The 24,073-nt window shown below is 64.8% G+C and carries 25 protein-coding genes; all 25 read left to right on the top strand.

Annotated elements, in window-relative coordinates; all coding sequences use genetic code 11:
* Window positions 1-3: 3 nt before the first annotated feature.
* A complete protein-coding gene (murB, locus tag HGB10_08090) occupies window positions 4-852 on the top strand; it encodes a UDP-N-acetylmuramate dehydrogenase (protein ID NTU71761.1) in 849 nt (282 codons plus the stop codon).
* Complete coding sequence (locus HGB10_08085; protein NTU71760.1) at window positions 797-1,759, top strand: FtsQ-type POTRA domain-containing protein; 963 nt, start codon at window positions 797-799, stop codon at window positions 1,757-1,759. The genes murB and HGB10_08085 overlap by 56 nt, the downstream gene beginning before the upstream one ends.
* A 175-nt stretch (window positions 1,760-1,934) precedes the next feature.
* Window positions 1,935-3,023, top strand: coding sequence for a cell division protein FtsZ (ftsZ, locus tag HGB10_08080; GenBank protein NTU71759.1), 1,089 nt, complete (start codon window positions 1,935-1,937; stop codon window positions 3,021-3,023).
* A gap of 96 nt (window positions 3,024-3,119) precedes the next feature.
* Window positions 3,120-3,932 carry a laccase domain-containing protein gene (locus HGB10_08075; GenBank protein NTU71758.1) on the top strand — a complete coding sequence of 271 codons (813 nt, stop codon included), beginning with the start codon at window positions 3,120-3,122 and terminating at the stop codon, window positions 3,930-3,932.
* 14 nt (window positions 3,933-3,946) lie between these two features.
* Entirely contained in the window at window positions 3,947-4,768 is an 822-nt protein-coding gene (locus HGB10_08070; GenBank protein ID NTU71757.1) for a phosphate ABC transporter substrate-binding protein, read from the top strand.
* A 59-nt stretch (window positions 4,769-4,827) separates the two neighbouring features.
* A complete protein-coding gene (gene pstC, locus HGB10_08065; GenBank protein ID NTU71756.1) occupies window positions 4,828-5,667 on the top strand; it encodes a phosphate ABC transporter permease subunit PstC in 840 nt (279 codons plus the stop codon).
* 49 nt (window positions 5,668-5,716) lie between these two features.
* The gene (gene pstA, locus HGB10_08060; protein NTU71755.1) at window positions 5,717-6,493 is read left to right on the top strand and encodes a phosphate ABC transporter permease PstA; all 777 of its coding nucleotides are present in this window, start codon (window positions 5,717-5,719) and stop codon (window positions 6,491-6,493) included.
* Window positions 6,494-6,498: 5 nt separating this feature from the next.
* Window positions 6,499-7,311 (top strand): phosphate ABC transporter ATP-binding protein, encoded by an 813-nt coding sequence (pstB, locus tag HGB10_08055; protein NTU71754.1) that lies wholly within the window; start codon window positions 6,499-6,501, stop codon window positions 7,309-7,311.
* Between the two features lie 103 nt (window positions 7,312-7,414).
* A complete protein-coding gene (gene phoU / locus HGB10_08050; GenBank protein ID NTU71753.1) occupies window positions 7,415-8,083 on the top strand; it encodes a phosphate signaling complex protein PhoU in 669 nt (222 codons plus the stop codon).
* A 34-nt stretch (window positions 8,084-8,117) separates the two neighbouring features.
* A complete protein-coding gene (locus HGB10_08045; GenBank protein NTU71752.1) occupies window positions 8,118-8,765 on the top strand; it encodes a YggS family pyridoxal phosphate-dependent enzyme in 648 nt (215 codons plus the stop codon).
* Between the two features lie 21 nt (window positions 8,766-8,786).
* Window positions 8,787-9,347: a cell division protein SepF gene (locus HGB10_08040; protein ID NTU71751.1), complete on the top strand. Its 561-nt coding sequence runs from the start codon at window positions 8,787-8,789 to the stop codon at window positions 9,345-9,347.
* A gap of 26 nt (window positions 9,348-9,373) precedes the next feature.
* A complete protein-coding gene (gene proC, locus HGB10_08035) occupies window positions 9,374-10,192 on the top strand; it encodes a pyrroline-5-carboxylate reductase (GenBank protein ID NTU71750.1) in 819 nt (272 codons plus the stop codon).
* Between the two features lie 44 nt (window positions 10,193-10,236).
* Window positions 10,237-10,458 (top strand): YggT family protein, encoded by a 222-nt coding sequence (locus HGB10_08030; protein ID NTU71749.1) that lies wholly within the window; start codon window positions 10,237-10,239, stop codon window positions 10,456-10,458.
* 35 nt (window positions 10,459-10,493) lie between these two features.
* The gene (locus HGB10_08025) at window positions 10,494-11,363 is read left to right on the top strand and encodes a DivIVA domain-containing protein (GenBank protein NTU71748.1); all 870 of its coding nucleotides are present in this window, start codon (window positions 10,494-10,496) and stop codon (window positions 11,361-11,363) included.
* 6 nt (window positions 11,364-11,369) lie between these two features.
* Window positions 11,370-11,648 carry a DUF167 domain-containing protein gene (locus HGB10_08020; GenBank protein ID NTU71747.1) on the top strand — a complete coding sequence of 93 codons (279 nt, stop codon included), beginning with the start codon at window positions 11,370-11,372 and terminating at the stop codon, window positions 11,646-11,648.
* Window positions 11,649-12,052: 404 nt separating this feature from the next.
* Entirely contained in the window at window positions 12,053-14,827 is a 2,775-nt protein-coding gene (gene ileS / locus HGB10_08015; protein ID NTU71746.1) for an isoleucine--tRNA ligase, read from the top strand.
* A 120-nt stretch (window positions 14,828-14,947) separates the two neighbouring features.
* Entirely contained in the window at window positions 14,948-15,316 is a 369-nt protein-coding gene (locus HGB10_08010) for a TraR/DksA family transcriptional regulator (GenBank protein ID NTU71745.1), read from the top strand.
* Window positions 15,316-15,855 (top strand): signal peptidase II, encoded by a 540-nt coding sequence (gene lspA, locus HGB10_08005; protein NTU71744.1) that lies wholly within the window; start codon window positions 15,316-15,318, stop codon window positions 15,853-15,855. The genes HGB10_08010 and lspA overlap by 1 nt, the downstream gene beginning before the upstream one ends.
* 44 nt (window positions 15,856-15,899) lie before the next feature.
* Window positions 15,900-16,862: an RluA family pseudouridine synthase gene (locus tag HGB10_08000; protein ID NTU71743.1), complete on the top strand. Its 963-nt coding sequence runs from the start codon at window positions 15,900-15,902 to the stop codon at window positions 16,860-16,862.
* Window positions 16,863-17,027: 165 nt separating this feature from the next.
* Window positions 17,028-17,642 (top strand): bifunctional pyr operon transcriptional regulator/uracil phosphoribosyltransferase PyrR, encoded by a 615-nt coding sequence (pyrR, locus tag HGB10_07995; protein NTU71742.1) that lies wholly within the window; start codon window positions 17,028-17,030, stop codon window positions 17,640-17,642.
* The gene (locus HGB10_07990; GenBank protein ID NTU71741.1) at window positions 17,643-18,578 is read left to right on the top strand and encodes an aspartate carbamoyltransferase catalytic subunit; all 936 of its coding nucleotides are present in this window, start codon (window positions 17,643-17,645) and stop codon (window positions 18,576-18,578) included.
* Complete coding sequence (locus tag HGB10_07985) at window positions 18,562-19,854, top strand: dihydroorotase (protein NTU71740.1); 1,293 nt, start codon at window positions 18,562-18,564, stop codon at window positions 19,852-19,854. Before HGB10_07990 ends, HGB10_07985 begins: the two co-directional genes overlap by 17 nt.
* Window positions 19,855-19,871: 17 nt before the next feature.
* Window positions 19,872-21,113, top strand: coding sequence for a glutamine-hydrolyzing carbamoyl-phosphate synthase small subunit (gene carA, locus HGB10_07980; protein NTU71739.1), 1,242 nt, complete (start codon window positions 19,872-19,874; stop codon window positions 21,111-21,113).
* Between the two features lie 11 nt (window positions 21,114-21,124).
* Window positions 21,125-21,964: a universal stress protein gene (locus HGB10_07975; GenBank protein NTU71738.1), complete on the top strand. Its 840-nt coding sequence runs from the start codon at window positions 21,125-21,127 to the stop codon at window positions 21,962-21,964.
* A 26-nt stretch (window positions 21,965-21,990) separates the two neighbouring features.
* On the top strand, window positions 21,991-24,073 hold a 2,083-nt coding region (gene carB, locus HGB10_07970; protein ID NTU71737.1), incomplete at its 3' end, for a carbamoyl-phosphate synthase large subunit.

Below are 24,073 nucleotides of genomic sequence, written 5' to 3'. Positions count from 1 at the left end.
GCGATGGCGCGCCACACCACCTATCGAATCGGCGGCCCGGCAGCCCTCTTCGTCGAGTGCGCGACCGTGGCCGACATCACGCTTGCCACCGACGTGCTCGCCGAGGAGGGCGTCGACTGGCGCGTTCTCGGCAAGGGCAGCAACGTCCTCGCTTCCGATACAGGATACGCTGGAGCCGTCATCACCCTTGGTCGCGACTTCAAGCGCCACGCGCTCGAAGGCGAGAGGCTCCGAGCGGGGGCAGGAGTGATTCTGGCTGCCATCGTCCGCGACGCCTTCTCCGAGGGCTGCACCGGACTCGAGTTCGCGGTCGGCATCCCCGGGACTCTCGGCGGGGCGCTCGCCATGAACGCTGGTAGCCGGGAACAGTGGATCGGCGAGATCGTCGAATCCGTCACGCTGTTCGTGCCCGGGCAGGGATTGCTTGGCGTTCGCGGCCCCGAGATAGCGTGGGGCTATCGGACAAGCGGCCTGATGGGTCGCGGCATCATCGTCGAGGCGGCGCTGCGCGTCGCCCAAGGCGACGTCGATCATATCCGACGCACAATGGAGGCGAGCTTGCGCCGCAGGAAGCGCAGCCAGCCTCTGTCGATGCCGAGCGCGGGCAGCGTGTTCGTGAACCCGGAAGGCGACTCGGCCGGGCGTCTCATCGAGGCCGCCGGACTGAAGGGCGCGCGGATCGGCGGTGCGCTGGTCTCGGACGTGCATGCGAACTTCATCGTCAACGCCGGCGGTGCGACAGCCGCCGACGTCGTTGCGCTGGTCCGTCTCATTCGCGACACCGTGAAGGAGGCGTATGGCATCGAACTCACACCGGAAGTCCGGTTCCTCGGGTCGTTCGACGGGTCGTAAGCGAGTCGTCATCGGTGCCACAGAAACGGTCCGGGTGCGCTACAAGAAGGACAAGCCGGAGGTTGAGTCGGAGCGCAGGCGCACGGGGCCGAAGTCCGACAGGACCCCCAAGCGCAAGGCCAAAGGCCCCGGTGCGCGGCTCGCCCACGCCAAGCGGGATGAGCGTGAGATCCGACTGCGCATCGCCGCCCGACGCCGGTGGTTCATCGGTGCCGCGCTCGTGGTCGCGGCCGTAGCCATTCTTGCCGGACTCGTTGCATTGTGGCGTGCGCCGTTCTTCTCGGTGGACTCCGTGACGGTCTCGGGAGTCAAACGACTGACGTCGGCGCAGGTGCTGGCAGAGGCTGCGGTCCCTGCGGGTGCGACGCTCACGCGACTTCCGCGCAAGGCCATCGTCAAGCGGCTCCTCGCGGACCCGTGGATTGCTGATGCGCGGGTGATGGCACGCTTCCCACACGCCTTGGAGATATCGATCACGGAGCGCACGCCCGCTGCGATTGTCGATGCCGGAGGCACGAGCATATGGCTGATCGATGGCTCGGGTGTGTGGCTGGGCAAGAGCTCGGGGGAGGCCTCCGGCACGCTACCGGTTGTTCGCGACATCGAGGCGCTCAAGCCAACGCCGGGCACCACCACCGATTCACCGGAGCTCGCCAACGCGCTTGCGGTCATTGGCGGGTTAGGTGCCGACCTGCGAGCCAAAGTCCGCACCGTTTCGGCCCCGACGGTGGACAAGACGGCGCTCATTCTGCCGCGGGGTGTGCAGGTCTTTGTCGGCAGCGCCGAGGACATCGCGAAGAAGTCGACCGTTGCTCAAGCAATCCTCAACCAGAACAAGAACGTTGTATATGTCAACGTGAGGGTTGTGAACAGGCCCACGTGGCGAGGGCTTGATTCAGGTAACTAGCAGCGCAAACGTGCTCAGGTCTGCATTGTCTTGGCGCCCCATCGAGGAATTCCGAGAAACCCTATTGCACTCTGTATAAGGTTTATGCGAAGATTGAGCGTTCCACCCGTACAGTAACGGTCAACCTGAGGTTAAGAGTTGTAGCTCTGACCGGTCTCCCAGGGGAGGGCGAGCAATGCTCGAGACGGGCGCAAATTACCTAGCAGTAATCAAAGTCGTGGGTATCGGCGGAGGCGGGACGAACGCAATCAACCGTATGGTTGAGGCGGGAGTCAAGGGCGTGGAGTTCATCGCGGTGAACACCGACGCTCAGGCGCTTCTGATGTCCGATGCCGACTACAAGGTCCACATCGGGGTGAACCTGACGAAGGGTCTCGGCGCCGGCGCCGATCCCGACGTTGGATTCCAGGCCGCTGAGGAGAACCGCGGTGAGATCAAGGAGGCGCTTCAGGGTGCCGACATGGTCTTCGTCACAGCTGGCGAAGGTGGTGGCACGGGAACCGGTGCTGCTCCGGTGATCGCTCAGATCGCCAAGGAGGAGATTGGGGCTCTCACGGTCGGTGTCGTTACGCGTCCCTTCGCGTTTGAGGGTCGCAAGCGTGCGCTCCAGGCCGATGACGGCATCAAGCGTCTCGGTGATGTCGTCGACACGCTCATCATCATCCCCAACGATCGCCTGCTCCAGGTTGCCGAGAAGAAGACGTCGATCCTTGACGCCTTCCGCATCGCCGATGACATTCTTCGCCAGGGTACTCAGGGCATCACGGACCTCATCACGGTCCCCGGCCTGATCAACCTCGACTTCGCCGACGTGCGCACGATCATGGCCGACGCAGGCTCCGCCCTCATGGGCATCGGCCTTGCCGCCGGCGACAACCGGGCGCATGACGCCGCGAGCGCTGCAATCTCAAGCCCGCTGCTCGAGTCATCCATCCAGGGCGCCCAGGGCGTGCTGCTCTCCATCTGCGGTGGTAGTGATCTCGGTCTGTTCGAGGTCAACGAGGCTGCCGAGGTCGTGGCTGCCGCTGCGGCGCCCGACGCCAATATCATCTTTGGTGCTGTCATCGATGATTCGATGATGGATCAGATTCGCGTCACGGTGATTGCGACCGGATTCAACGGCCGCAAGCGCCAGGAGACGATGCAGTTCGCCTCCGTGGGCGACGACGACGATGCCGGCACGCCGCTGGGCGTTCCGACGTTCGACCCGCTGCCGGAAGAGGAGCTCGATATTCCTGCGTTCCTGAAGAAGCGTTCGTTCTAAGCACGTCGCTTCTGCGTTCTTCGGTTTGGCCCCTGTGGCGACGACGGCGGGACCTCGTCGCCACAGGGGCCGCCTGTTTTCTCGGGAGGTGTGCGCTTGATCTCGCCAGTGCTTGTGCGCCGTGAAGTGGGCGATCTGCGGTTCTGGACCGACCCCGGTCTTGCTGCAACCGGCGCCGTGATCGGCTTCTCTGAACGGAGCGGCGGCACGAGCGGGGCGCCGTTCGCATCCCTCAACCTCGCGGCCCACGTGGGCGACGACCCCATCGCCGTGGACGAGAATCGATCACGACTGTTGGCGGCTGCTGGTCTTGGCGACTTCGGGGATGCACTCACAGTCCCCGAGCAGGTCCATGGCGAGCGGATCGAGATCGTCGACGAGACCAGTGCCGGAAGCGGATCGCGAGCCTCGGGTGGTCGTGCGCCGGTGCCCGCGACGGACGCGCTCGTGACCCGCACGCGCGGGGTGCCGCTGATGCTCTGCTTCGCCGACTGCGTTCCTGTCGTGCTGGCTGCTCCGGGCTGTGGCGTTGCCGTCGTGCACGCAGGGTGGCGCGGTGCGCTCGCATCGCTACCGGGAAAGGCCGCCGTCATGCTGGCTCGTGAGGCCAGCTGCGACCCGTCTGCGGTCGTCGCCTACATAGGCCCCCATATCGGCGGGTGTCACTATCCCGTCGGCGAGGAAGTCATGTCGCAATTCTGTAACACCTTTGGTACAGTTGCCCGGGCCGATTCGGGGGGTTTGGACCTCGATGCGGCGGTGACTGTCAGCCTCGTCGATGCAGGAGTTGCGCCGTGCAACATCGCACGCCTCGGGACGTGTACCGCCGAGGCAATCGATCGGTTCTACTCGTTCCGCTCCGAGGACGGACACACGGGTCGCCATTCGGCGTTCGCGTGCCTACTCTAGGGCGCTGCGCCGCTATCTCCCTGATTCTGATCGCGCTGCTCGGCATCGCCGGATGTTCAGGTGGCAAGGATGCATCCACCAAGGTGATCGTGAGTGGTTCGACGACCATCCTTCCCATCGCCGAGCAGGCAGCCGAGGCGTTCGTCGACGAGAATCCGGACACGCAGGTACTGGTCTCTGGACTCGGTTCGTCGGCTGGTATCGAGGCTGTGTCCGCGGGCACTGCGAACGTAGGCACCTCATCACGCGACCTCAAGCCCGAGGAGGAGGAGTTGGGGCTCGTCGACACGCCCATCGCCTATGACGGCATCGCGGTCATAGTCAGCCCGGCTAACCCTGTGGACGGATTGACCTCCGAACAGCTTCAGGACATCTTCTCGGGCAAGATCACCAACTGGAGCGACGTCGGCGGCGCGGACAGAGACATCCAGCTCGTCAACCGCGACGAGGCGTCGGGGACGCGCGAGGCCTTCAAGAAGATCGTGATGGGTGACGTGAGCTTCGACCCTGCCGCGGCCGTGCTGCCGGGCACGGGCCAGGTGCGTGACGTCGTAGCCCGGGCGCCTGGTGCCATCGGCTACATCTCTGCAGGATTCGTTACACCGCGGTTCACAAACGTGAAGGTCAAGGCCATTGACGTCGACGGAGTCGCGCCGACCGAGAAGAACATCGGGACGTCGGCCTACCCGGTCGGACGAACGCTCCATTTCTTCACGAAGGGCACGCCAGAGGGCGTGACAAAGGACTTCATCGATTTCGTGCTCTCCGATGACGTGCAGAAGGGCGTCGTTGTTGATGCGGGATTCATCCCCATCGCCGAGGGGGGTGGCAAGTGAGCGACGCTCCTGTCACGCCGCAGCGCGGCAACCTCCAGCTCGTGTCGAGGTCGACCTACCTGAAGGAACTCGCGCTCAAGGGGATCTTCTTCACGTGCGCGTTCGCGTTCGTTCTCGCAGTCGCGCTCATCTTCATCTTCGTGGGCTGGAAAGCGTGGCCGATCGTCACCGACTACGGTTTCGGCAAGTTCATCACCGGCAGTGTGTGGTCGGCAAGCAAGGAGCTCTACGGCATCCTGCCTCTCATCGTCGGCTCGGTGATCGTCACGCTTGGCGCACTCGCGCTGGGGACCCCACTCGCTGTGGGCACCGCGGTCTTTCTCTCGGAGGTCGCGTCGCCTAAGGTGCGCGCTGTCGTGCGACCGGCCGTTGAGCTGCTTGCGGGAGTGCCATCGGTCGTCTACGGCTTCTTCGGGATCATCCTCGTGCGTGCGATTGTCGCGCGCTTCACAGGGACGCTCGGTTTCGGCGCCTTCACCGCGTGGATCGTGCTCGGCATCATGATCGTACCCACCATCGCTGCGCTGTCTGAAGACGCGCTGCGTTCCATTCCTGAGGGTATCCGTGAGGCGTCGTTCGCCATGGGTGCCACGCGTTGGCAGACCATCTACAAGGTCGTCGTGCCTGCGGCCAAGATCGGAATCATCGACGCGATCATCCTGGGCATGGGCCGGGCGATCGGGGAGACCATGGCGGTACTCATGGTGGTCGGCAACGCACCGGTGTTCCCGCAAGACATCTTCTCGCCACTTTCCACGATGACGACGCAGATCGTCATGGACATGCCCTACGCGGTCGGACTTCACCGGACAGCGCTCTTTGCGATGGCGGCGATGCTGTTCGTGTTCTCGATGCTGCTGGTGGCAACTGTCAGGCTCTTGTCGAAGTTGAGGGATTAACGTGGACAAGCGACTGACAGACAAGCTTGCGGTCGGCGTGCTGTGGGTCATGGCCGGCACGACGGTCGCGATTCTTGGCGCACTGCTCCTTTACGTCTTCTGGAACGGAATCCGGGTCATCTCGCCAGCATTCATCTTCACCTGGCCGCATGGCGTCAACGCCGAGGGCGGCGTGTGGCCGACGATCGTCTCGACCGTGTACGTCACGGCGCTCGCCATGCTCATCTCGACGCCGGTGTCGGTGTTGGCCGCGGTCTACCTTGCCGAGTACGCCTTCCAGGGAAAGATCGTCTCAACCATCCGGTTTGCGGCTGATTCGCTCGCCAGCGTGCCTTCCATCGTCATGGGCCTGTTCGGCTTCGCCCTGTTTGTTGAGGCGATGCAGATGGGGCTCTCGATGATCTCGGCGGCACTTGCGCTGTCCCTGCTCATGCTGCCGATCATCATGCGTGCGACTGAAGAAGCGATTCGCTCGGTGCCGAAGTACATGCGTTGGGGCTCCTACGGCCTGGGGGCGACAAAGTGGCAGACGGTGAGCAAGATCGTGCTCCCCGCAGCAGCACCGCGCATCATCACGGGCATCGTGCTCGCGATGGGTCGCGCCGTTGGCGAGACGGCGGTCGTGCTCTACACGATGGGACAAGCGGTCAACCTGCCCATTACGCCGCTGGACTCCGGTCGCCCGATGACCGTTCACCTGTACCTGCTCGCGGTTGAAGGCATCAATCTGCCGGCCGCGTTCGGAACCGCCCTGCTCCTCATCGCGATGATCCTCGGCTTCAATCTGTCCGCCCGGTGGATCCTGCGTCGTTCTCGGAAGGTGTGACGAAGATGTCGGTATCGCTTGGTTCGCACAGTATCGTGCAGACCGGCCCCGCAAAGGTCCACGTGAAGAACCTGAACTTCTGGTACGGGGACTTCAACGCGCTCACGGGCATAACGGTCGACATCAGCCAACACGCGACGACTGCGTTCATCGGGCCGTCTGGGTGCGGCAAGTCCACGTTCTTGCGCTGCATCAACCGCATGAACGACCTGATCCCGGGCACCCGGGTAGAGGGAACGATGCTCATCGATGGCGCCGACATCTACGGTCAGGGCGTCGACCCCGTCGACCTTCGCAGGCGCGTCGGCATGATCTTCCAGCAGCCGAACCCGTTCCCGCAGTCGATCTACGACAATGTGGCCTATGGGCCGCGCTTGCAGGGGACTCGCAAGAAGTCCGACCTTGACGCGATCGTCGAGGATTCGCTCAAGCGCGCGAACCTGTGGAAAGAGGTCAAGGACATCCTTGGCAAGAACGGTCTCGCCTTGTCCGGTGGCCAGCAGCAGCGCCTCTGCATCGCGCGTGTTCTTGCTGTGCAGCCGGAGGTCCTCCTGATGGACGAGCCCTGCTCGGCCATCGATCCCACCTCGGTCCAGAAGATCGAGGACCTCATGGCCGAGCTCAAGGACACGGTCACAATCGTCATCGTCACGCACAATATGCAGCAGGCCGCGCGAGTCAGTGACTTCACCGCGTTCTTCCTGCAGGAGGTCGCCGGCGAGCCCGCGGTTCTGGTCGAGTTCGGACGTACGAACGAGCTGTTCACGAGTCCGGGCGACAAGCGCACCGAGGACTACATCACCGGTCGTTTCGGCTAGTCGTCTGCGCATCGGGTTATCACCGAAGTAACAACCTTGAAGCAAACGGCACGAAACCTGCGGCTATAATCGCGAGATACACACCACCGCCGAGGAGCCAGATATGCGCGAACAATTCAGACAGGAACTCAAGTCGGTCCACGGCGAGGTCGTCGACATTCTTGCAGTCGTTGGAGTTCAGACACGTACGGGCGTTCAGTCGCTTGTGGCCGGGGACATCGATCTCGCCGAGCAGGTCATCGCCGGAGACAAGGAGCTCGATGCCCGTTGCGTGGGCGTCGAGGAGCGTGTGCTCGAGATCATCGCGACGCAGTTCCCGGTCGCCCGTGACCTGAGGCTGCTGCAGTCGCTCGCCTACATGGCGATCCACCTCGAGCGCATGGCCGACCTCTCCGTCAACATCGCGAAGGCGACAAAGCGCACCGCAGGCCGTCGTGGTCCGCAGACGCTGTACGACCTCATTCAGGCGCAGGGCAATCTCGTGTATCGCGTGCTCGATGCGACTCGTGAGTCGCTCGAAAAGCGCGACCTCGAGCTCGCGCTCAAGTTGCCCGAGCTTGATGAGCCCATCGATCACCTGTACAAGCAGTTCTTCCGCGAGCTTGCCCGCCTGCATGACGAGGAAGACATCGAGTGGGCCTCATCGATGGTCCTGGCGAGCCGGTACCTTGAGCGCATCGCGGACAACGCGGTCGACATCGGCGAGCGGGTGGCCTTCCTCATCACCGGCGAACGAGCCGGCGAGCACGCGGCCGAGCCGATCGGGGAGTAGCCCCGTGGCCGCCGTCGCGTCCCGGTACGAGGCGGTGCGGCGGCAGGTAGCCGACGCCGCCGACATAGCGGGTCGTCCACCCAGCGACATCACCATCGTCGGCGTCACCAAGACGGTCGGTATCGACGATATCCGCTCCGCGCTGGTCGCCGGGATCTCGGATTTCGGTGAGAACCGCGTCCAGGAGTTCCTCGGCAAGTACGGGCTGTTCCCCGACGCCAACTGGCACTTCATCGGCTCTCTGCAGACTAACAAGGTCAAGGACGTCGTCGGTAGGGCCTGCCTCATCCACTCCGTCGACTCGCTGCATCTTCTCGACGAGATCGGGAAGCGCTCGGCGGCTGCCGGTCTGGTTCAGCGCGTTTTGCTGCAGGTCAACGTTTCGGGCGAGGGCACGAAGCACGGGTTTGCGTGCGCCGACGTTCGCGAGGCGCTCATCGAGGCGTCGCACCTGCCTAATGTCGAGGTTCGCGGACTCATGACGATGGCGCCGTTCGGACGTCCTGAGGACGCCCGTTGGGTCTTCCGTGAGCTGCGCGAACTGCGTGATTCGCTACGAGAGATGCCGCTCAATAGTGTAGAGTTGAGCGAGCTTTCCATGGGAATGAGCAACGATTTCCGAGTTGCCGTTGAAGAGGGGTCGACGATCGTCCGGGTCGGCGGCGCCATCTTCGGGCGATAGCACCTCGACGAGGAGAAAACCGTGAGCTTCTGGCACCGAATGAAGGTTCGCCTCGGACTCGAAGATGAGTGGGACGACGAGTACTACGACGACGAGGAAGAGGAGTACTACGACGCCGAGCCTGCTCAGGCTGAGGACGTCTACACTCCGCGTCGGGCCGGTGGCGACTCGCCGTACGGCTCGGGTGCCTCTGCCGGCGCGGTTCGCCGACTCGATCGCGGCCCGGACCTCGACCGTGCCCGCGCAGGCGGTTCGTTGCGCAGTGTTCCGACCGGCGCGTCGTCTGTGACGCCGGTTGGCGCCCAGATGAAGATGCACATCGTCGAGCCCAAGAGCTTCACTGAGGCACAGGCGATCGCTGACAAGTTCAAGCAGGGCACGCCCGTCATCATGAACATGGCCATGACGTCGCCCGATCTTGCCAAGCGCCTGCTCGACTTCGCTTCGGGGCTGACATACGGCCTCGATGGTGGCCTGCAGAAGGTTTCAGACAAGGTGTTCATGCTGACACCGCACAATGTGGACGTGAGTGACGCCGACCGCCGCCGGTTGCGCGATACCGGTCTGTACTCGGGCGAGTAGGCCGGGTGACTACGGAAGACGTGACCATGAGTGACACCTACAGCCTCCCAGGAACGCTCGCCGTCATCGGTGGCGGGCGCATGGGCGAGGCCATTATCGGCGGGCTGATAGCAGCCGGGACGATTGTGCCCGAGCGTGTCACTGTTGCCGAGCCGGCCGATGCACGCCGAACCGCGCTTGAGCAGGCCCATGGTGTCCGCTGTGTGGCCGATGGCGCCCAGGCTCTGCCGGCCGACGTGATCCTGATCGCAGTGAAACCGCAGATCGCCGATGCCGTCATCGCGTCGCTCGCTTCGTCGGTCCGCGATGCACTTGTCGTCTCGATCGTCGCCGGCTTCTCGACCGCCCGCATCGAATCGTTGCTTCCCGCCGGGACCGCAGTTGTCCGAGTCATGCCCAACACGCCCGCGATGGTGGGCGAGGGGATGGCGGTGGTCAGCGGAGGCGGTGAGGCGAGCGCTGAGCAGATTGCGACCGTCGAGGCGCTGTTCGCGCGGATCGGACGCGCCGTGGTCGTCGACGAGCGGTATCAGAACGCCGCCACCGCGATCTCCGGATCCGGTCCCGCGTACTTCGCTCTCGTGGTCGATGCCCTGGCTCGCGCGGGCGTGCGCCAGGGTCTGCCGCGGGACGTCGCCCAGGCACTCGCCGTGCAGACGATGCTCGGCACCGCCCGGCTGCTCGAGGAGACCGGGCAGCACCCGTCCGAGCTTATCGACGGGGTCTCGAGCCCCGGCGGCACCACGATCGCCGCGATCGAGGCGCTTGAGGCCGGTGGCCTGCGGGCAGCGTTCGCCCAGGCCGTGGCTGCTAACGTCAAGCGTTCGCAGGAGCTGGGCTCGTGAACACCGCCTACCAGATCGTTTCGGCGGTAGCGAGCTTCTACACGATGCTCATCTTCGTGTACGTGATCATGTCGTGGTTCCCCATGCGTGGGATGCTCTATGACATCTACGGGGTCATCGGTAGCGTCGTCGAACCGTGGGTCGGCCTGTTCAGGCGCCTCATTCCGCCGATCGCCGGTTTTGATTTCTCGCCCTGGGCGGCCATCCTGGTCATCCGTTTTGTTATCGTGCCATTGCTGTATCAAGTGATCTCACTCGCGACCTAGCGGTCCCGCAGCACCCGGATTGGAAGGAACGTTCGATGAAGCTCACGGCGCTCGATATCCATCACAAGGAGTTCGGCCATTCTCTCCGCGGCTACAGCGAGGAGCAGGTGGACGGGTTCCTCGATCAGGTCGCCGATGAGTTCGAGCGTCTCTTCAAGGAGAACATCGACCTCGCCGAGAAGCTCGAGGCGGCCAACGACCGCGTGCACGACTACCAGCGCATCGAGACGTCGATCAACGCAACGCTACTGCAGGCGCAGCGTTCGGCAGAAGACGTGGTCCGCAAGGCTGACGCGGATGCCGAAGCGGTGCTTCGAGATGCTGAGCTCAAGGCCAAGGAGATCGTGCACAACGCATTGCAGCGCAAGCAGGCGATCGCCAACGAGCTCGTGCGCATCAAGCAGGCCGAGGAGGAGTTCCGTTCTCGCTACAAGGCCCTCCTCGAGGACAAGCTGCACTCGATCAACGAGATCAGGCTCCCCGAGGACGTCACGCTGATGATCGGCGAGACCGACGAGGGCGTCGTCGGCGAGGTTACCGTCCGGCCCTCCCAGCCGGCGCCGGTCGCGCCGCCGATGGCCGCTCCCGTGGCCGCCCCTCAGCCAGTCGCTCCTCCTGTCGCTGCTGCGGTCACACCTGCGCCGGTCGCAGCGGTCGCACCTGCGGTCGCGGAGCCCTCGCCGGCGCCAGAAGCCGCCGAGTTCTTCGACCAGGCGACGATCGCCATGGATCCGATTCCCGAGCCGCCCGCACCGGGCTTCGTCGAGAGTGTGTCACTCGGCGAGTTGGCCGGTCCCGATCTCGAGCCCGATGTGAAGCTCGTCGAGCCGGGCGAGTTCAATCTGCCGGGCTTCGGCGCGTTCGGTGAGCGCGAGGACGATCACGACATCGAGGAGATCGACTAGCACCTCATGGCCACGCTTGCCGTGCACGTGACACCCAAGTCCGGCCGAGACGAGGTCATCGGGTGGCGTGGTGGCGAGTTGGCGGTGCGCGTGACGGTCGCTCCTGAGGGCGGCAAGGCGAATGCTGCCGTCTGCAAGGTCATCTCGGCGGCTCTCGGCGTTCCCAAGTCCTCGGTGCGCGTTGCGCGCGGAGACACGTCGCGGCACAAGTCGCTTGCGATCGATGGTGTGAGCGCCGAGGCGGTGCGCGATGCGTTCGGCGAGCCCGATGAGGCGCTCTTCTAGTCACCGCCCCGTTTGACCGCGCTTATGCGGCTGGGCGATAATCGGCGGGCTGCGAGGCGCAAGAGCGCGCCGCAGCAGTGCGAGAACGGCTACGACGGGGACGAGTAGGCCCTCATCACGCACCTGACAGCGAGCGGGGACAGTGAAAGCCCGCAGGTCGCGCGAGTGCCGAACATCACCCCAACAGCCTTGGACCGAACGCGACCTGCTGTAGGCTCGCCAGTAGACTCCGACGGATGCCACCGTTACCAGGCGACCGAGTGGCGCGCGGTTCGAAGAGTGTGAGCCGACGCAAGCTGGGTGGTACCGCGGAGCGATTTCGTTAGCGCGCTTCGTCCCGGCATTCGTGGGACGAGCGTGCTTTTTGTTTGCCCGCATGGATGCGGGCGGAGAGGAACGGCGTCGTGGGTAACGACTACAAGCAGACCATGAACCTGCCGCAGACCGATTTCCCCATGCGAGCGAATCTGGCCGCGCGCGAACCGGAGCAGATCGAGTTCTGGAATCGGATCGATGTGTATCGCCGGTCGCTCGAGATTCGTGAAGGCGCCGAGCCGTTCATCCTGCACGACGGCCCCCCGTATGCGAACGGCCACATCCACATGGGCACCGGCTACAACAAGGTGCTCAAGGACCTCATCGTCAAGTACAAGTCGATGCGCGGTCACTACGCCCCGTACGTGCCTGGCTGGGACTGCCACGGCCAGCCGATCGAGCACCAGGTCGAGAAGAAGCTCGGGCCCGAGAAGATGGCGAAGATCTCGCAGGCGAAACTGCGCGAACTGTGTCGCGACTGGGCCTTGGAGTTCGTCGATGTGCAGCGCGAGGAGTTCAAGCGTCTAGGCGTTCGAGGCGACTGGGATGACCCGTACCTCACCCTCAAGCACAGCTACGAAGCCGGCGACGTGCAGGTGTTCGCGAAGATGTACGAGCGCGGCGAGATCTACAAGGGCCGCAAGCCCATCCACTGGTGCAAGCGCTGCCATACGGCTCTGGCTGAAGCTGAGATCGAGTATTCGGACGAGCGCAGCGACAGCATCTACGTCGCCTTCAGGTTCACATCACAGACGCCCTGGGACTCCGAGGGTGACGTCTCGATGCTCATCTGGACCACGACGCCGTGGACGCTTCCGGCCAACGTCGCCGTCACGCTTGCCGATGACGCCGACTACGTGGGCGTGAAGTTCGACGACGGCTGTGTACTCGTCATGGCCGAGGAGCTCGTGGCGGTCGTCTCGGAGGTTGCAGGGTGGGGCGAAAGTGAGTCACCGGTCATGACGGTCGGCCCGAAGGTCAAGGGCTGCGAACTTGCCGGGCTCAAGTACGCTCAGCCCATCCATGAGGGTGTCGAGGGCGTCATCATCACGGGCGATCATGTCGAGCTCTCCACAGGTACCGGCGCAGTGCACACCGCTCCGGGCCACGGCGAAGACGACTACCTGGTGGGCATGAAGTTCGGGTTGCCGATGCCCATGCCGGTCGACGACAACGGCGTGTTCGACCAAGGTGGCGGACCTTTCGTGGGCCTGTCGGTCGACGAGGCGAATCCGATCATCATCGAGTGGCTTCGTGATCGCGGCATGCTCGTAGCGGCCCGTGCGATCGACCACAGCTATCCCCACTGCTGGCGCTGCAAGCAGCCGGTCATCTTCCGTGCTACGGACCAATGGTTCGTCTCGATGGACAAGACCGGACTGCGCGACTCCGCGATGCGTGAGATCGAACGCGTCGAGTGGATACCGGGTTGGTCCGTTAACCGCATGGCCGGCATGGTCGGCGACCGTCCCGACTGGTGCATCAGCCGGCAGCGGGCATGGGGCGTGCCGATACCGGTGTTCGAGTGTGTGAAGTGCGGCGAGACTGTCGCCACACCCGAGACGTTCGCGGCTGTCGAAGCACTCTTCGCCTCCGAGGGTGCCGACGCGTGGTTCACCAAGCAGCCGTCGGAGTATCTGCCCGCCGACACGGCCTGTCCGCACTGCGGCGGCACCGAGGTGGCTCCCGAGACCGACATCCTCGACGTCTGGTTCGAGTCGGGTGTCTCGCACACGAGCGTGCTCGAGCCCCGCGATGAGCTGAGCCGTCCTGCAACGATGTACCTCGAGGGAAGCGACCAGCATCGTGGCTGGTTCCAGTCGTCCCTGCTCACGAGCGTTGGCGCCTACGATGCTGCACCCTTCGACAAAGTGCTCACACATGGATTCATCGTCGATGGCGATGGGCGCAAGATGTCCAAGTCGATCGGCAACGTGATCTCGCCAATCGACGTTGTGGCCAAGTCGGGCGCCGATATCGTGCGCCTGTGGGTCGCCTCAGCCGATTACAGCCAGGACGTCAGCGTCTCTGATGAGATTCTCGACCGCACGAGTGAGGCATACCGCCGTATCCGCAATACGTTCCGGTTCCTGCTCTCCAACATGAACGACTTCGATCCTGCGACCGATCGCGTAACGCCTGAGGACATGCCTGAGCTCGACCGGTTCGCGCTCGCACAACTCGATGAGCTGCTCGGCAAGGTGACGAACCACTACGACGAGTGGCGCTTCCACATGGTCTACCGCACGATCTACGACTACGTCGGCGACCTGTCGTCGGTCTATCTCGACGTGCTCAAGGACCGCCTCTACGCGGACGGGGCGACCAGCGCGTCGCGACGCAGTGCGCAAACGGTGCTGACCGAGATTCTCGGTGTGCTCGTGCGTGTGCTGGCTCCCGTGCTCACGTTCACCTGTGAAGAGGTGTGGCAGTTCATGCCGGCAGGCCTTCGCGACGCCGACAGCGTGCAGCTCACCGACTGGCCGACCGTGGCCGTTTCGTCGGATGCTGCCGCACTGCTCAGCGGGTACGCGACGGTGCTCGAAGCGCGCGAAGTGGTCACCAAGGCACTCGAGGATGCGCGCAACGAGAAGGTCATCGGCAAGAGCCAGGAGGCGGCGGTCGTGCTGACCGCGCCGGCGCAGGACAAGGCCGTGCTCGAGGCCCGTGGTGCCGGTGCGCTCGCCGAGCTCTTCATCGTGGCCGACGTGCGTGTCGTCGAGGGCGATGAGCTTGCTGCTTCGATCGAGGTGGCGTCGGGTGAGAAGTGCCCGCGCTGCTGGAACATCCGCGAACTTGGTGCCGATGCGCGCTTCCCCGAGGTCTGCGCACGATGTGCCGATGTGCTCTCGGCGATTGGCTAGACACCCCATACGACCTGCGGCGGGGCGCTTGAGAACGGCTCCCCGGTGGTACAATCCCGATAATCCCAGACGCGAGCGGCGTGCCGGTCGCTCGTAGTCACACGCGAGAAGGAGGCCGCCATGATCGACGATGCGACGAGGGCGAAGTTGCGCTCTCAGCTTCATGAGGATCTGGCGCGCCTCGAGGCGGAAATCGCCGAGTTCGACCGCGAAGAGCGGGACAGCATCACCGAGGCAACGGGCGAGAATGCCTATCGTGACCACATGGCCGACCAAGGTACCGCGACGTTCGAGCGCGAAATGGATATGACGTTCGAGGAGAACGACCGCGACGCGCTCGATCGCGTTCGGGACGCCTTGGCGCGAATCGATGCCGGAACCTATGGCGTGTGCGGTCGCTGCGGTGCTGAGATTCCCGCCGCCCGCCTTGAGGCAGTGCCCACGGCCAGCCTGTGCATCACCTGCAAGCAAGCTGAAGAGACGCGATAGTGCTCAAGCGGCCCGGTCGGCTCTTTCTAGCGCTCTCACTGGTCATCCTGGTCCTCGATCAGGTGGCGAAGTGGGTGGTGCGCTCCAACATGCTCGAGGGACGGTCCATCCCTCTCGTGCCCGGCGCGCTCAACCTGCTGTTCGTGCAGAACGTCGGCGCCGCCTTCGGGCTTCTGCCCGGCTTCCAGCCGGTATTCATCGCCACCTCGGTATTCGTGCTGCTCATCGTGGCGGGGTTCTGGTTCAAGACCCGGCCGTCGCATCCGCTCGTCGTTGTGGCACTCGCGCTGGTGTCGGCGGGAGCGCTGGGCAATCTCATCGACCGCGCGGTTCTTGGCAGCGTCACCGACTTCCTCGAGTTCGCTTTCGTTGAATTCCCCGTGTTCAACATCGCCGACATGGCGATCGTCAGCGGCGTGGCACTGCTCGCCCTCTGGATCGTGTTCCTCATGCCTGATGAGACGCCCGTGGACGCGCGGACAGAATCGCTCTCCGAGGCCACCGCTGTCCCACCCGCCGATACGGATCCGTCGCTGTGAGCGCCGGCTACTTCGAGCACGTCGTTGCCCCCGATGAGGCCGGGATGCGGCTCGACGCCCTCATCGGCGGTTTCGAGTACATCGCATCCCGATCGGCCGCTGCGCGCCTCATCGAGGACGGCCTCGTGTTGGTCGACGGCGAGAACGCGCCCAAGAAGCATGCGGTCAAGGCGGGGGAGCGCATCGAGGTCGAAGTGCCGCCCTACGATCGCGGCGACCTGGTTCCCGAGGACATCCCGCTCGACATCCGCTACGAAGACTCCGACATGATCATCCTCTCGAAGCAGGCGGGGTTGGTCGTGCATCCCGCCGAGGGCAACTGGACGGGCACGCTGGTGCACGCGCTCCTGGCTCACTCCGATGAGCTCGGTTCGCTGCAGGGCGAGGATAGGCCCGGCATCGTGCACCGGCTCGACAAGGACACGAGCGGGCTGATGATGGTGGCCAAGAACGACACCTCACAGATCACACTCCAGCAGGCGATCCAGGTGCGCTCAGTCGACAGGCGCTACCTCACCCTCGTGCACGGCTGGATCGCTCCCGATACCGGGCTCATCGACGCGCCACTCGGACGGGATCCTCGCGAGCGGATGCGCATGGCGGTTTCGGACTCGACGACCGCTAAGCAGTCGGTCACGACCTTCCGCGTTCTCGAACGCTTCGAGGCCGGTCGGTTCGACGACGGGTTCACGCTGCTCGAATGCAAGCTCTACACGGGCCGCACGCATCAGATCCGCGTGCACATGGCCTACATCAACCATCCGTGCGTGGGTGATCCCGTCTACGGGCAGCGCAAGATCAAAGCCGACCTGGGACTGGAGCGGCAGTTCTTGCACGCGTATCGCCTCGAATTGGACCATCCGGTGACCGGCGAGCATCTGGCATTCCTCGACCCACCGCCGGAGGATCTCGGCAAGCGGCTGCGCGGTCTCGACGAATACTCGGCCGGGCGCACCGCCGCCGGCAACGAGGTTCTCGACGAACTCGCCAAGGGGCGCCAGCCCTAGCCCCGGCGGTACGTGCATTCGTCGGCGAAGTGGCCGCTTGTCTCCGCCGTTGCGCTGGGGTACCCTCGGTTCGACCTTTAAGCCCGGTCCCGTGAGGCCGGCAAGGGACGCAGACTCATATCGCAACGGTATCGGCGCACTCCGCCACACCCGCGCACCCAGATGATGACGTGCCTCTCTTGCCCACGGGCGGGGAGGCGTTTTCGTATCGGGAGGTGCGTGGTGGAGTACCGCACGAAAGCCACCGTCATGGATGCAGAGGCGATCGGGCGCGCGATAACGCGTGTCGCGCACGAGATCCTCGAGTCGAACAAGGGCGCAGGCAACTTGGCGCTCGTCGGGATCGTCACGCGAGGCGCAGTGCTCGCCGAGATTCTCGCGGCGAAGATCCGCGAGATCGAGGGCGCCGAGGTGAGCGTCGGCACGCTGGACATCAGCTTCTACCGCGATGACCTCGCGATGCGGCTCTCCCCGGAGGTGCACCGCACCGACATCCCCTTCGACGTCGAGGGCAAGGACATCATCCTCGTCGACGACGTCTTGTTCACCGGCCGCACGATTCGCTCGGCGATGGACGCCATCATGGACTACGGGCGGCCGTGCTCGATCCAGCTGGCCGTGCTCGTCGACCGCGGACATCGCGAACTGCCGATTCGCGCCGACTTCGTGGGTAAGAATGTGCCCTCGTCGAGTCGCGAGCGCGTGAAGGTCTACTTCGAGACCACCGACGGGCGCGACAGCGTCGAGATCCTCGAGCGTGTGGATGGGGGCGAAGCGTAGATGCTCTCCACTCGTCACATCATCGACATCCAGGACCTGAGCGCCGAGGACATCGCACTCATCCTCGACACCGCCGAGTCGTTCAAGGAGGTCAACGAGCGTCGCATCAAGAAGCTGCCGACACTCCGTGGCCGCACCGTCGTCAACCTCTTCCTCGAGCCGAGCACCCGGACGCGCACGAGCTTCGAACTCGCAGCCAAGCGCCTGTCGGCTGACGGCGTGAACTTCTCGGCATCGACGAGCGCCACGGTGAAGGGTGAGTCGCTTGCCGACACCGCCGAGACGCTCTCAGCGATGGCATGCGACCTGGTCATCATCCGCCACAAGTACGCGGGATCACCGCGCCTGCTCACCCGTCACATGGACGCGCACATCATCAACGGCGGCGACGGCATGCACCAGCACCCGACGCAGGCGCTGCTCGACCTGTTCACGATGCGCGAGAAGCTCGGTCGCCTTGAGGGGCTCACGGTGGGCATCGTCGGCGACATCAGCCACTCGCGTGTCGCAGGCTCGCTCGTGCCGGCGCTGCGTATGGTCGGCGCGCGCCCGATCGTCATCGCACCGCCGACGCTCTTGCCGGCCGCACCCGAGGCGCTCGGCGCCGAGGTCGCGACCTCACTTGACGAGGTCCTGCCTGAGCTCGACGTCGCCTACATGTTGCGTATCCAAATGGAGCGAGCTGAGGGCATGCCGTTCCCGAGCGTGCGCGAGTACGCGAACCTCTTCGGAATGAACTCGGCGCGTCTCGCCAGGATGAAGCCCGACGCGATCGTCATGCATCCGGGCCCGATGAACCGCGGCGTCGAGATCTCCTCGGCGGTGGCGGATTCGAGCCGCTCGATGATCCTCGACCAGGTCAACGCGGGTGTCGCGGTGCGCATGGCTGCGATGTACCTGCTTCTCGGAGGTGAAGCCAATGCCAGTGCTTCTTAGGGGCGGGCGGGTCGTCGATCCGGCCATCGGCCTCGATGCGGTGTGCGATGTCGTCATCGATGACGGGCGCATCGTCGAAGTGGGCGAGGACCTCAAGGTCGCCGGCGCCACGGTCATCGAGTGTGCCGAGAAGATCGTCATGCCGGGCCTGGTCGACATGCACGTGCATCTGCGCGAGCCGGGATTCGAGTACAAGGAAGACGTGGCAAGCGGCACCCGCGCAGCGGCCCACGGCGGGTTCACCGCGGTCGCGGCGATGCCCAACACCAATCCCATCTGCGATGAGGGCAGCGCTGTGCGCTTCCTCGTGGAGCGCGCAGCGCAGCGCGGCAAGGTTCGCGTGCACCCCATCGGCGCGCTCACGGTTGGTCTGAAGGGCGAGGCGCTGACCGAGGTTGCCGACATGCTCGCGGAAGGCGCGGTCGCGTTCTCCGACGACGGCGAGGGCGTTCAGAACTCGGGCATGATGCGCCTGATCATGGACTACGCGAAGCAGTTCGATGCGCTGGTGATCGCACATACCGAGGACGAGGCGCTCGTCGGGCGCGGCGTGGTCAACGAGGGCGTCATCTCGACCCGGCTCGGCCTGCCCGGATGGCCGGCGGCCGCCGAGGACATCATGATCCAGCGCGACATCCGGCTCTCCGAGCTGACCGGCTGCCGCCTGCACGTCGCGCACATCTCGACTGCAGGCAGTGTGGAACTGGTTCGCCAGGCCAAGGCCAAGGGGCTGCGCGTGACCGCCGAGGTCACGCCGCACCACCTCTTCCTCGACGAGGAAGCGGTCACGGGCGACTACGACACCAACCTGAAGATGAATCCGCCGCTTCGTGCGGCCACGGACCGCGAAGCGCTCATCGCAGGCCTGCTGGATGGCACCATCGACTGCATCGCCACCGACCACGCACCGCATGGCCCGCACGAGAAGGCGCTGGAGTTCGAGGTCGCTCCGTTCGGCAGCACCGGGCTTGAGACCGCGCTCCCGCTCGTGATCACGAACTTGATCGCAAAGAAGCTCGCGAGCTGGTCGGACGTGGCTCGCTGGATGGCGGTCAATCCGCGCACGGTGCTGGCCATCGATGACGTGCGGATCGAAGCCGGGAGCGTCGCCGACGTGACCGTCATCGACCCGGAGGCCAGAGTCGAAGTCACGCCCGAGTTCTTCGAGAGCAAGTCGGCCAACTCGGCGTTCCTTCGGGCTACACTACTGGGCAAAGCGTCTGAGGTGTTCGTGGGGGGCAGAATCGTGCTTCGAAACGGGAAGGTGGTCGACTAGTGTCGCGTTCACAAGCCCTGCTCGCGCTCGAAGACGGCACCGTCTTTCCCGGGTACTCCTGCGGCGCTGACGGCGAGGCCGGCGGTGAGCTGTGCTTCAACACCTCGATGTCCGGCTATCAGGAGATCCTGACCGACCCCAGCTACGCCGGGCAGATCGTCACGATGACCATGCCGCACATCGGCAACTACGGCGTCAACGGCGCTGACATGGAGTCGCGGGGTGTGTTCGCGAAGGGCTTCGTCGTGCGCGAGATGTGCGATGAGCCATCAAGCTGGCGCTCCGAGTCCAGCCTGCCGGCGTTCCTCGCCGAGCGTGGCATCGTCGCCATCGAGGGCATCGACACCCGCCGCCTCACCCGCCACCTTCGCGAGTGTGGTGCGATGCGGGCCGTGATCTCGACGACCGACCTCGACACCGCGTCTCTCGTTGCGAAAGCCGCCGCCGCGCCGGGTCTTGTCGGCAGGGACCTCGTTGGTGAGGTCGCCACGCCGGCCGGCTACACGTGGGGCTCCGAAATGCCGCCCGGCTGCGAGCTGCCGGTCGATACCGGTGTTCTGCCGGTAACCGCACGCTACCGCGTGGTGGCGATGGACTCGGGTATCAAGTACAACATCCTGCGCCGTCTCTCCGAGTCAGGCTGTGAGCTGCTCGTTCTTCCGCCCACCGCTTCAGCCGAGGAGGTCTTGGCGCTCGACCCGGACGGCGTGTTCCTCGCCAACGGCCCGGGCGATCCGTCTGCGGTCGGGTACCTCTACGGCACGCTGCGCGACCTTATCGGCGTCAAGCCGGTGTTCGGGATATGCCTCGGGCACCAGATGCTCTCGCTGGCGGTGGGCGCTGACACCTACAAGCTCAAGTACGGTCACCGAGGCGGTAACCAGCCGGTCATGAACCTGCTCAACGGCCGCGTCGAGATCACGAGCCAGAATCACGGCTTCTGCGTCGACTTCGCGTCCATCGGAGCACTCGATGTCGAGGCGTCGGGCGGCCTGGTGCTTGATGCCGCTGACATCGGCGCGTGGGTGAAGGCGGGCGTCGCGCCGGTCGTGACCTCGGAGCGGTTTGGCCGTGTACAGCTGACCCACGTCAACTTGAACGACATGACCACCGAGGGAATCCGGCTGCTCGACAAGCCGGCGTTCTCGGTGCAGTACCACCCGGAGGCCGCGCCCGGTCCGCACGATGCGCGATACCTCTTCGGCGCGTTCACGCGCCTCATGGACGGCACTGCCGACTACCTGAACGCTCCGGAATAGGGGGAAGCAAGATGTCCATCAGTTCCATGCTCGTTCCGGTCGGGCTCGATGCCCGAGACGAGAAGGTCCTGCGCTACGTGTGCGGGCTTTCGGTGCAGTCCGTCCAGAAAGTGCTCATCGTCACCGCGGTCGACTCATCGGGCCTCGAGGCTCCTGTCGTCGCCGCCGAGGTCGACCGCGCGAGAGAGCGCCTCGCGGCCATGGCCGCATCGGCGATGGCCGGTTGCTCGATGCAGGTCGAGATGCGCGTGGTCACGGGTGACCGCATCGAATGCATCCTCGCACTCGCCGAGCAGGCCGACATCGACGTGATCTGCTGCGGCACTTCGGGCAAGTCGGTCGTCGACGCCCTGTTCGCGGGGTCGGTCTCCGAGCGGCTGTTCGCCTCGGGCAAGGTCCGCACGATGACCGTGCGCTACGACCTGCTCGAGTCGGTCGATGATCCGCTCATGCTGTCGCACGACTTCGCCAAGCGTCTCGTGGTCCCCACCGACTTCTCCGCGGCGGCGACGCGTGCGTGGCTCTCGGCGGTCGAGCGACCCGCAGACGCGATCGACTACGTCACCGCACTGCACGTGCTCTCTCCGGACGCAAGCGAGGAAGACGCCCGCAACGCCGAGGTCATGATGCGCGGCCTGCTCGCCATCGCCGAGGGTCACGGCGTCGAGGCCCGTACCGAGATCCGCGTGGGCGAGCCGGCCGAGGTCGTGCTCGCGTACCTCGCCGAGTCCGGCGCGACCGGTTGCATCACCGGCCAGTACGGCCGAGGTGCGCTTCGCCAGGTCATGCTCGGCGGGTTGTCGCTCGAGCTGCTCCGAGAGGCGCCCTGCCCGGTCGTCGTTCAGCCGTAAGTCCACCGACAGCCAACAGGAGTCACATGCCCCGCCGCACCGACATCAACAAGATCCTCGTCATCGGCTCCGGCCCGATCGTCATCGGCCAGGCCTGCGAGTTCGACTACTCCGGCGCGCAGGCGTGCAAGGTGCTGCGTGACGACGGGTTCGAGGTCGTGCTCGTCAACAGCAACCCCGCCACGATCATGACCGACCCGGAGCTGGCCGACCGCACCTACGTCGAGCCGATCACGCCCGAGTTCGTTGAGAAGGTCATCGCCGCCGAGCGGCCCGACGCCTTGCTACCCACGCTGGGCGGTCAGACGGGTCTGAACTGCGCGGTTGCGCTCGCCGAGGCGGGGATCCTCGAGAAGTGGGGCGTGGAGCTCATCGGTGCGAAGCTCGACGTCATCAAGAAGGGCGAGGACCGCAAGCTCTTCGCCGAGGCGATGGAGAAGATCGGCCTCGACGTGCCGCGCGGCGATTACGCGTACTCGGTCGCCGATGCAGAGCGAATGGTCTCCGACATAGGTCTGCCGTGTGTTGTGCGCCCCAGCTTCACGATGGGTGGCGCCGGTGGCGGTATCGCATACAACATCGATGAGATGCGCGAGATCGTCTCCCACGGGGTGGCGCTGTCACCGATCGGCGAAGTCCTCATCGAGGAGAGCGTCATCGGCTGGAAAGAATATGAGATGGAGGTCATGCGCGACGTCAACGACAACGCGGTGATCGTGTGCTCCATCGAAAACGTCGACCCCATGGGCGTGCATACGGGCGACTCCATCACCGTCGCGCCTGCTCAGACGCTCACCGACCGCGAGTATCAGACGATGCGCGATGCGTCGATCGCGATTCTGCGCGAGATCGGCGTCGAGACCGGCGGCTCCAACGTGCAGTTCGCGGTCAACCCGGCCAACGGCCGCATGACCGTCATCGAGATGAACCCGCGCGTGTCGCGCTCCTCAGCACTCGCGTCCAAGGCGACCGGCTTCCCGATCGCCAAGATCGCCGCAAAGCTCGCAGTGGGCTACACGCTCGACGAGATCGATAACGACATCACGCGTGAGACGCCCGCGTGCTTCGAGCCGAGCATCGACTACACCGTGGTCAAGGTCCCGCGCTGGGCGTTTGAGAAGTTCCGCGGCACCGATGAGACGCTGACCACCCGCATGAAGTCGGTGGGCGAGGCGATGGCCATCGGCCGCACCTTCGAAGAAGCGCTCGGCAAGGCGTTCCGCTCGCTTGAGAACGGCCGAGCGGGGCTGGGCAGCGACGGCAAGGACTACTTCGAGGAGCACAAGTTCGACGAGCACCTCGCCGTGCCCAACGAGAACCGTCTCTTCTACGTCGCCGAGGCGTTCCGTCGTGGTCGCAGCGTCGAGGACATCTTCGAGATCACCCGCATCGACCCGTGGTTCCTGCACCGCATCGAGAAGATGATCGCCGCCGAGAACGAGCTGCGCGGACGCACGCTCGACACGCTCAACGCCGAGGACATCCGCGCCGCCAAGCGCATGGGCCTCTCAGATGTGCAGATCGCGTTTCTCACGGGCGCCACCGAGGCGAGCGTGCGCGCGGTGCGCAAGGCGCTCGGCGTGAAGCCGACCTTCAAGTCGGTCGACACGTGCGCCGCCGAGTTCGCAGCATTCACGCCGTACTACTACAAGACCTACGAAGATGAGGACGAGGTCGCCCCCTGCGACAAGCCCAAAGCGATGATCCTCGGCGCCGGGCCCAACCGTATCGGACAGGGCATCGAGTTCGACTACTGCTGCGTGCATGCGGCGTACGCGCTTTCCGACCTCGGCTACGAGACGATCATGGTCAACTGCAACCCCGAGACAGTCTCGACCGACTACGACACGAGCGACCGCCTCTACTTCGAGCCGCTCACGTTCGAAGACGTCATGGATATCGTCGACGCCGAGCAGCCCGCGGGCGTGGTCGTGACCTTCGGTGGACAGACGCCGCTCAAGCTCGCCAACGCGCTCGAGCAGGCCGGCGTACCGATCCTCGGCACCGCGCCTGAGGCCATTGACCTCGCCGAGGACCGCAAGCGCTTCTCGGCGATTCTCGACGAGCTCGAGATCGCGTATCCGGCGGCCGGAACGGCGAACAGCTTCG

This window comes from Coriobacteriia bacterium, from assembly GCA_013334745.1.
In the GTDB taxonomy this organism is placed as follows: domain Bacteria; phylum Actinomycetota; class Coriobacteriia; order Anaerosomatales; family JAAXUF01; genus JAAXWY01.
The sequence above is the reverse complement of the archived record's forward strand: the minus strand, read 5'-3'. Positions and strand labels throughout refer to the sequence as shown.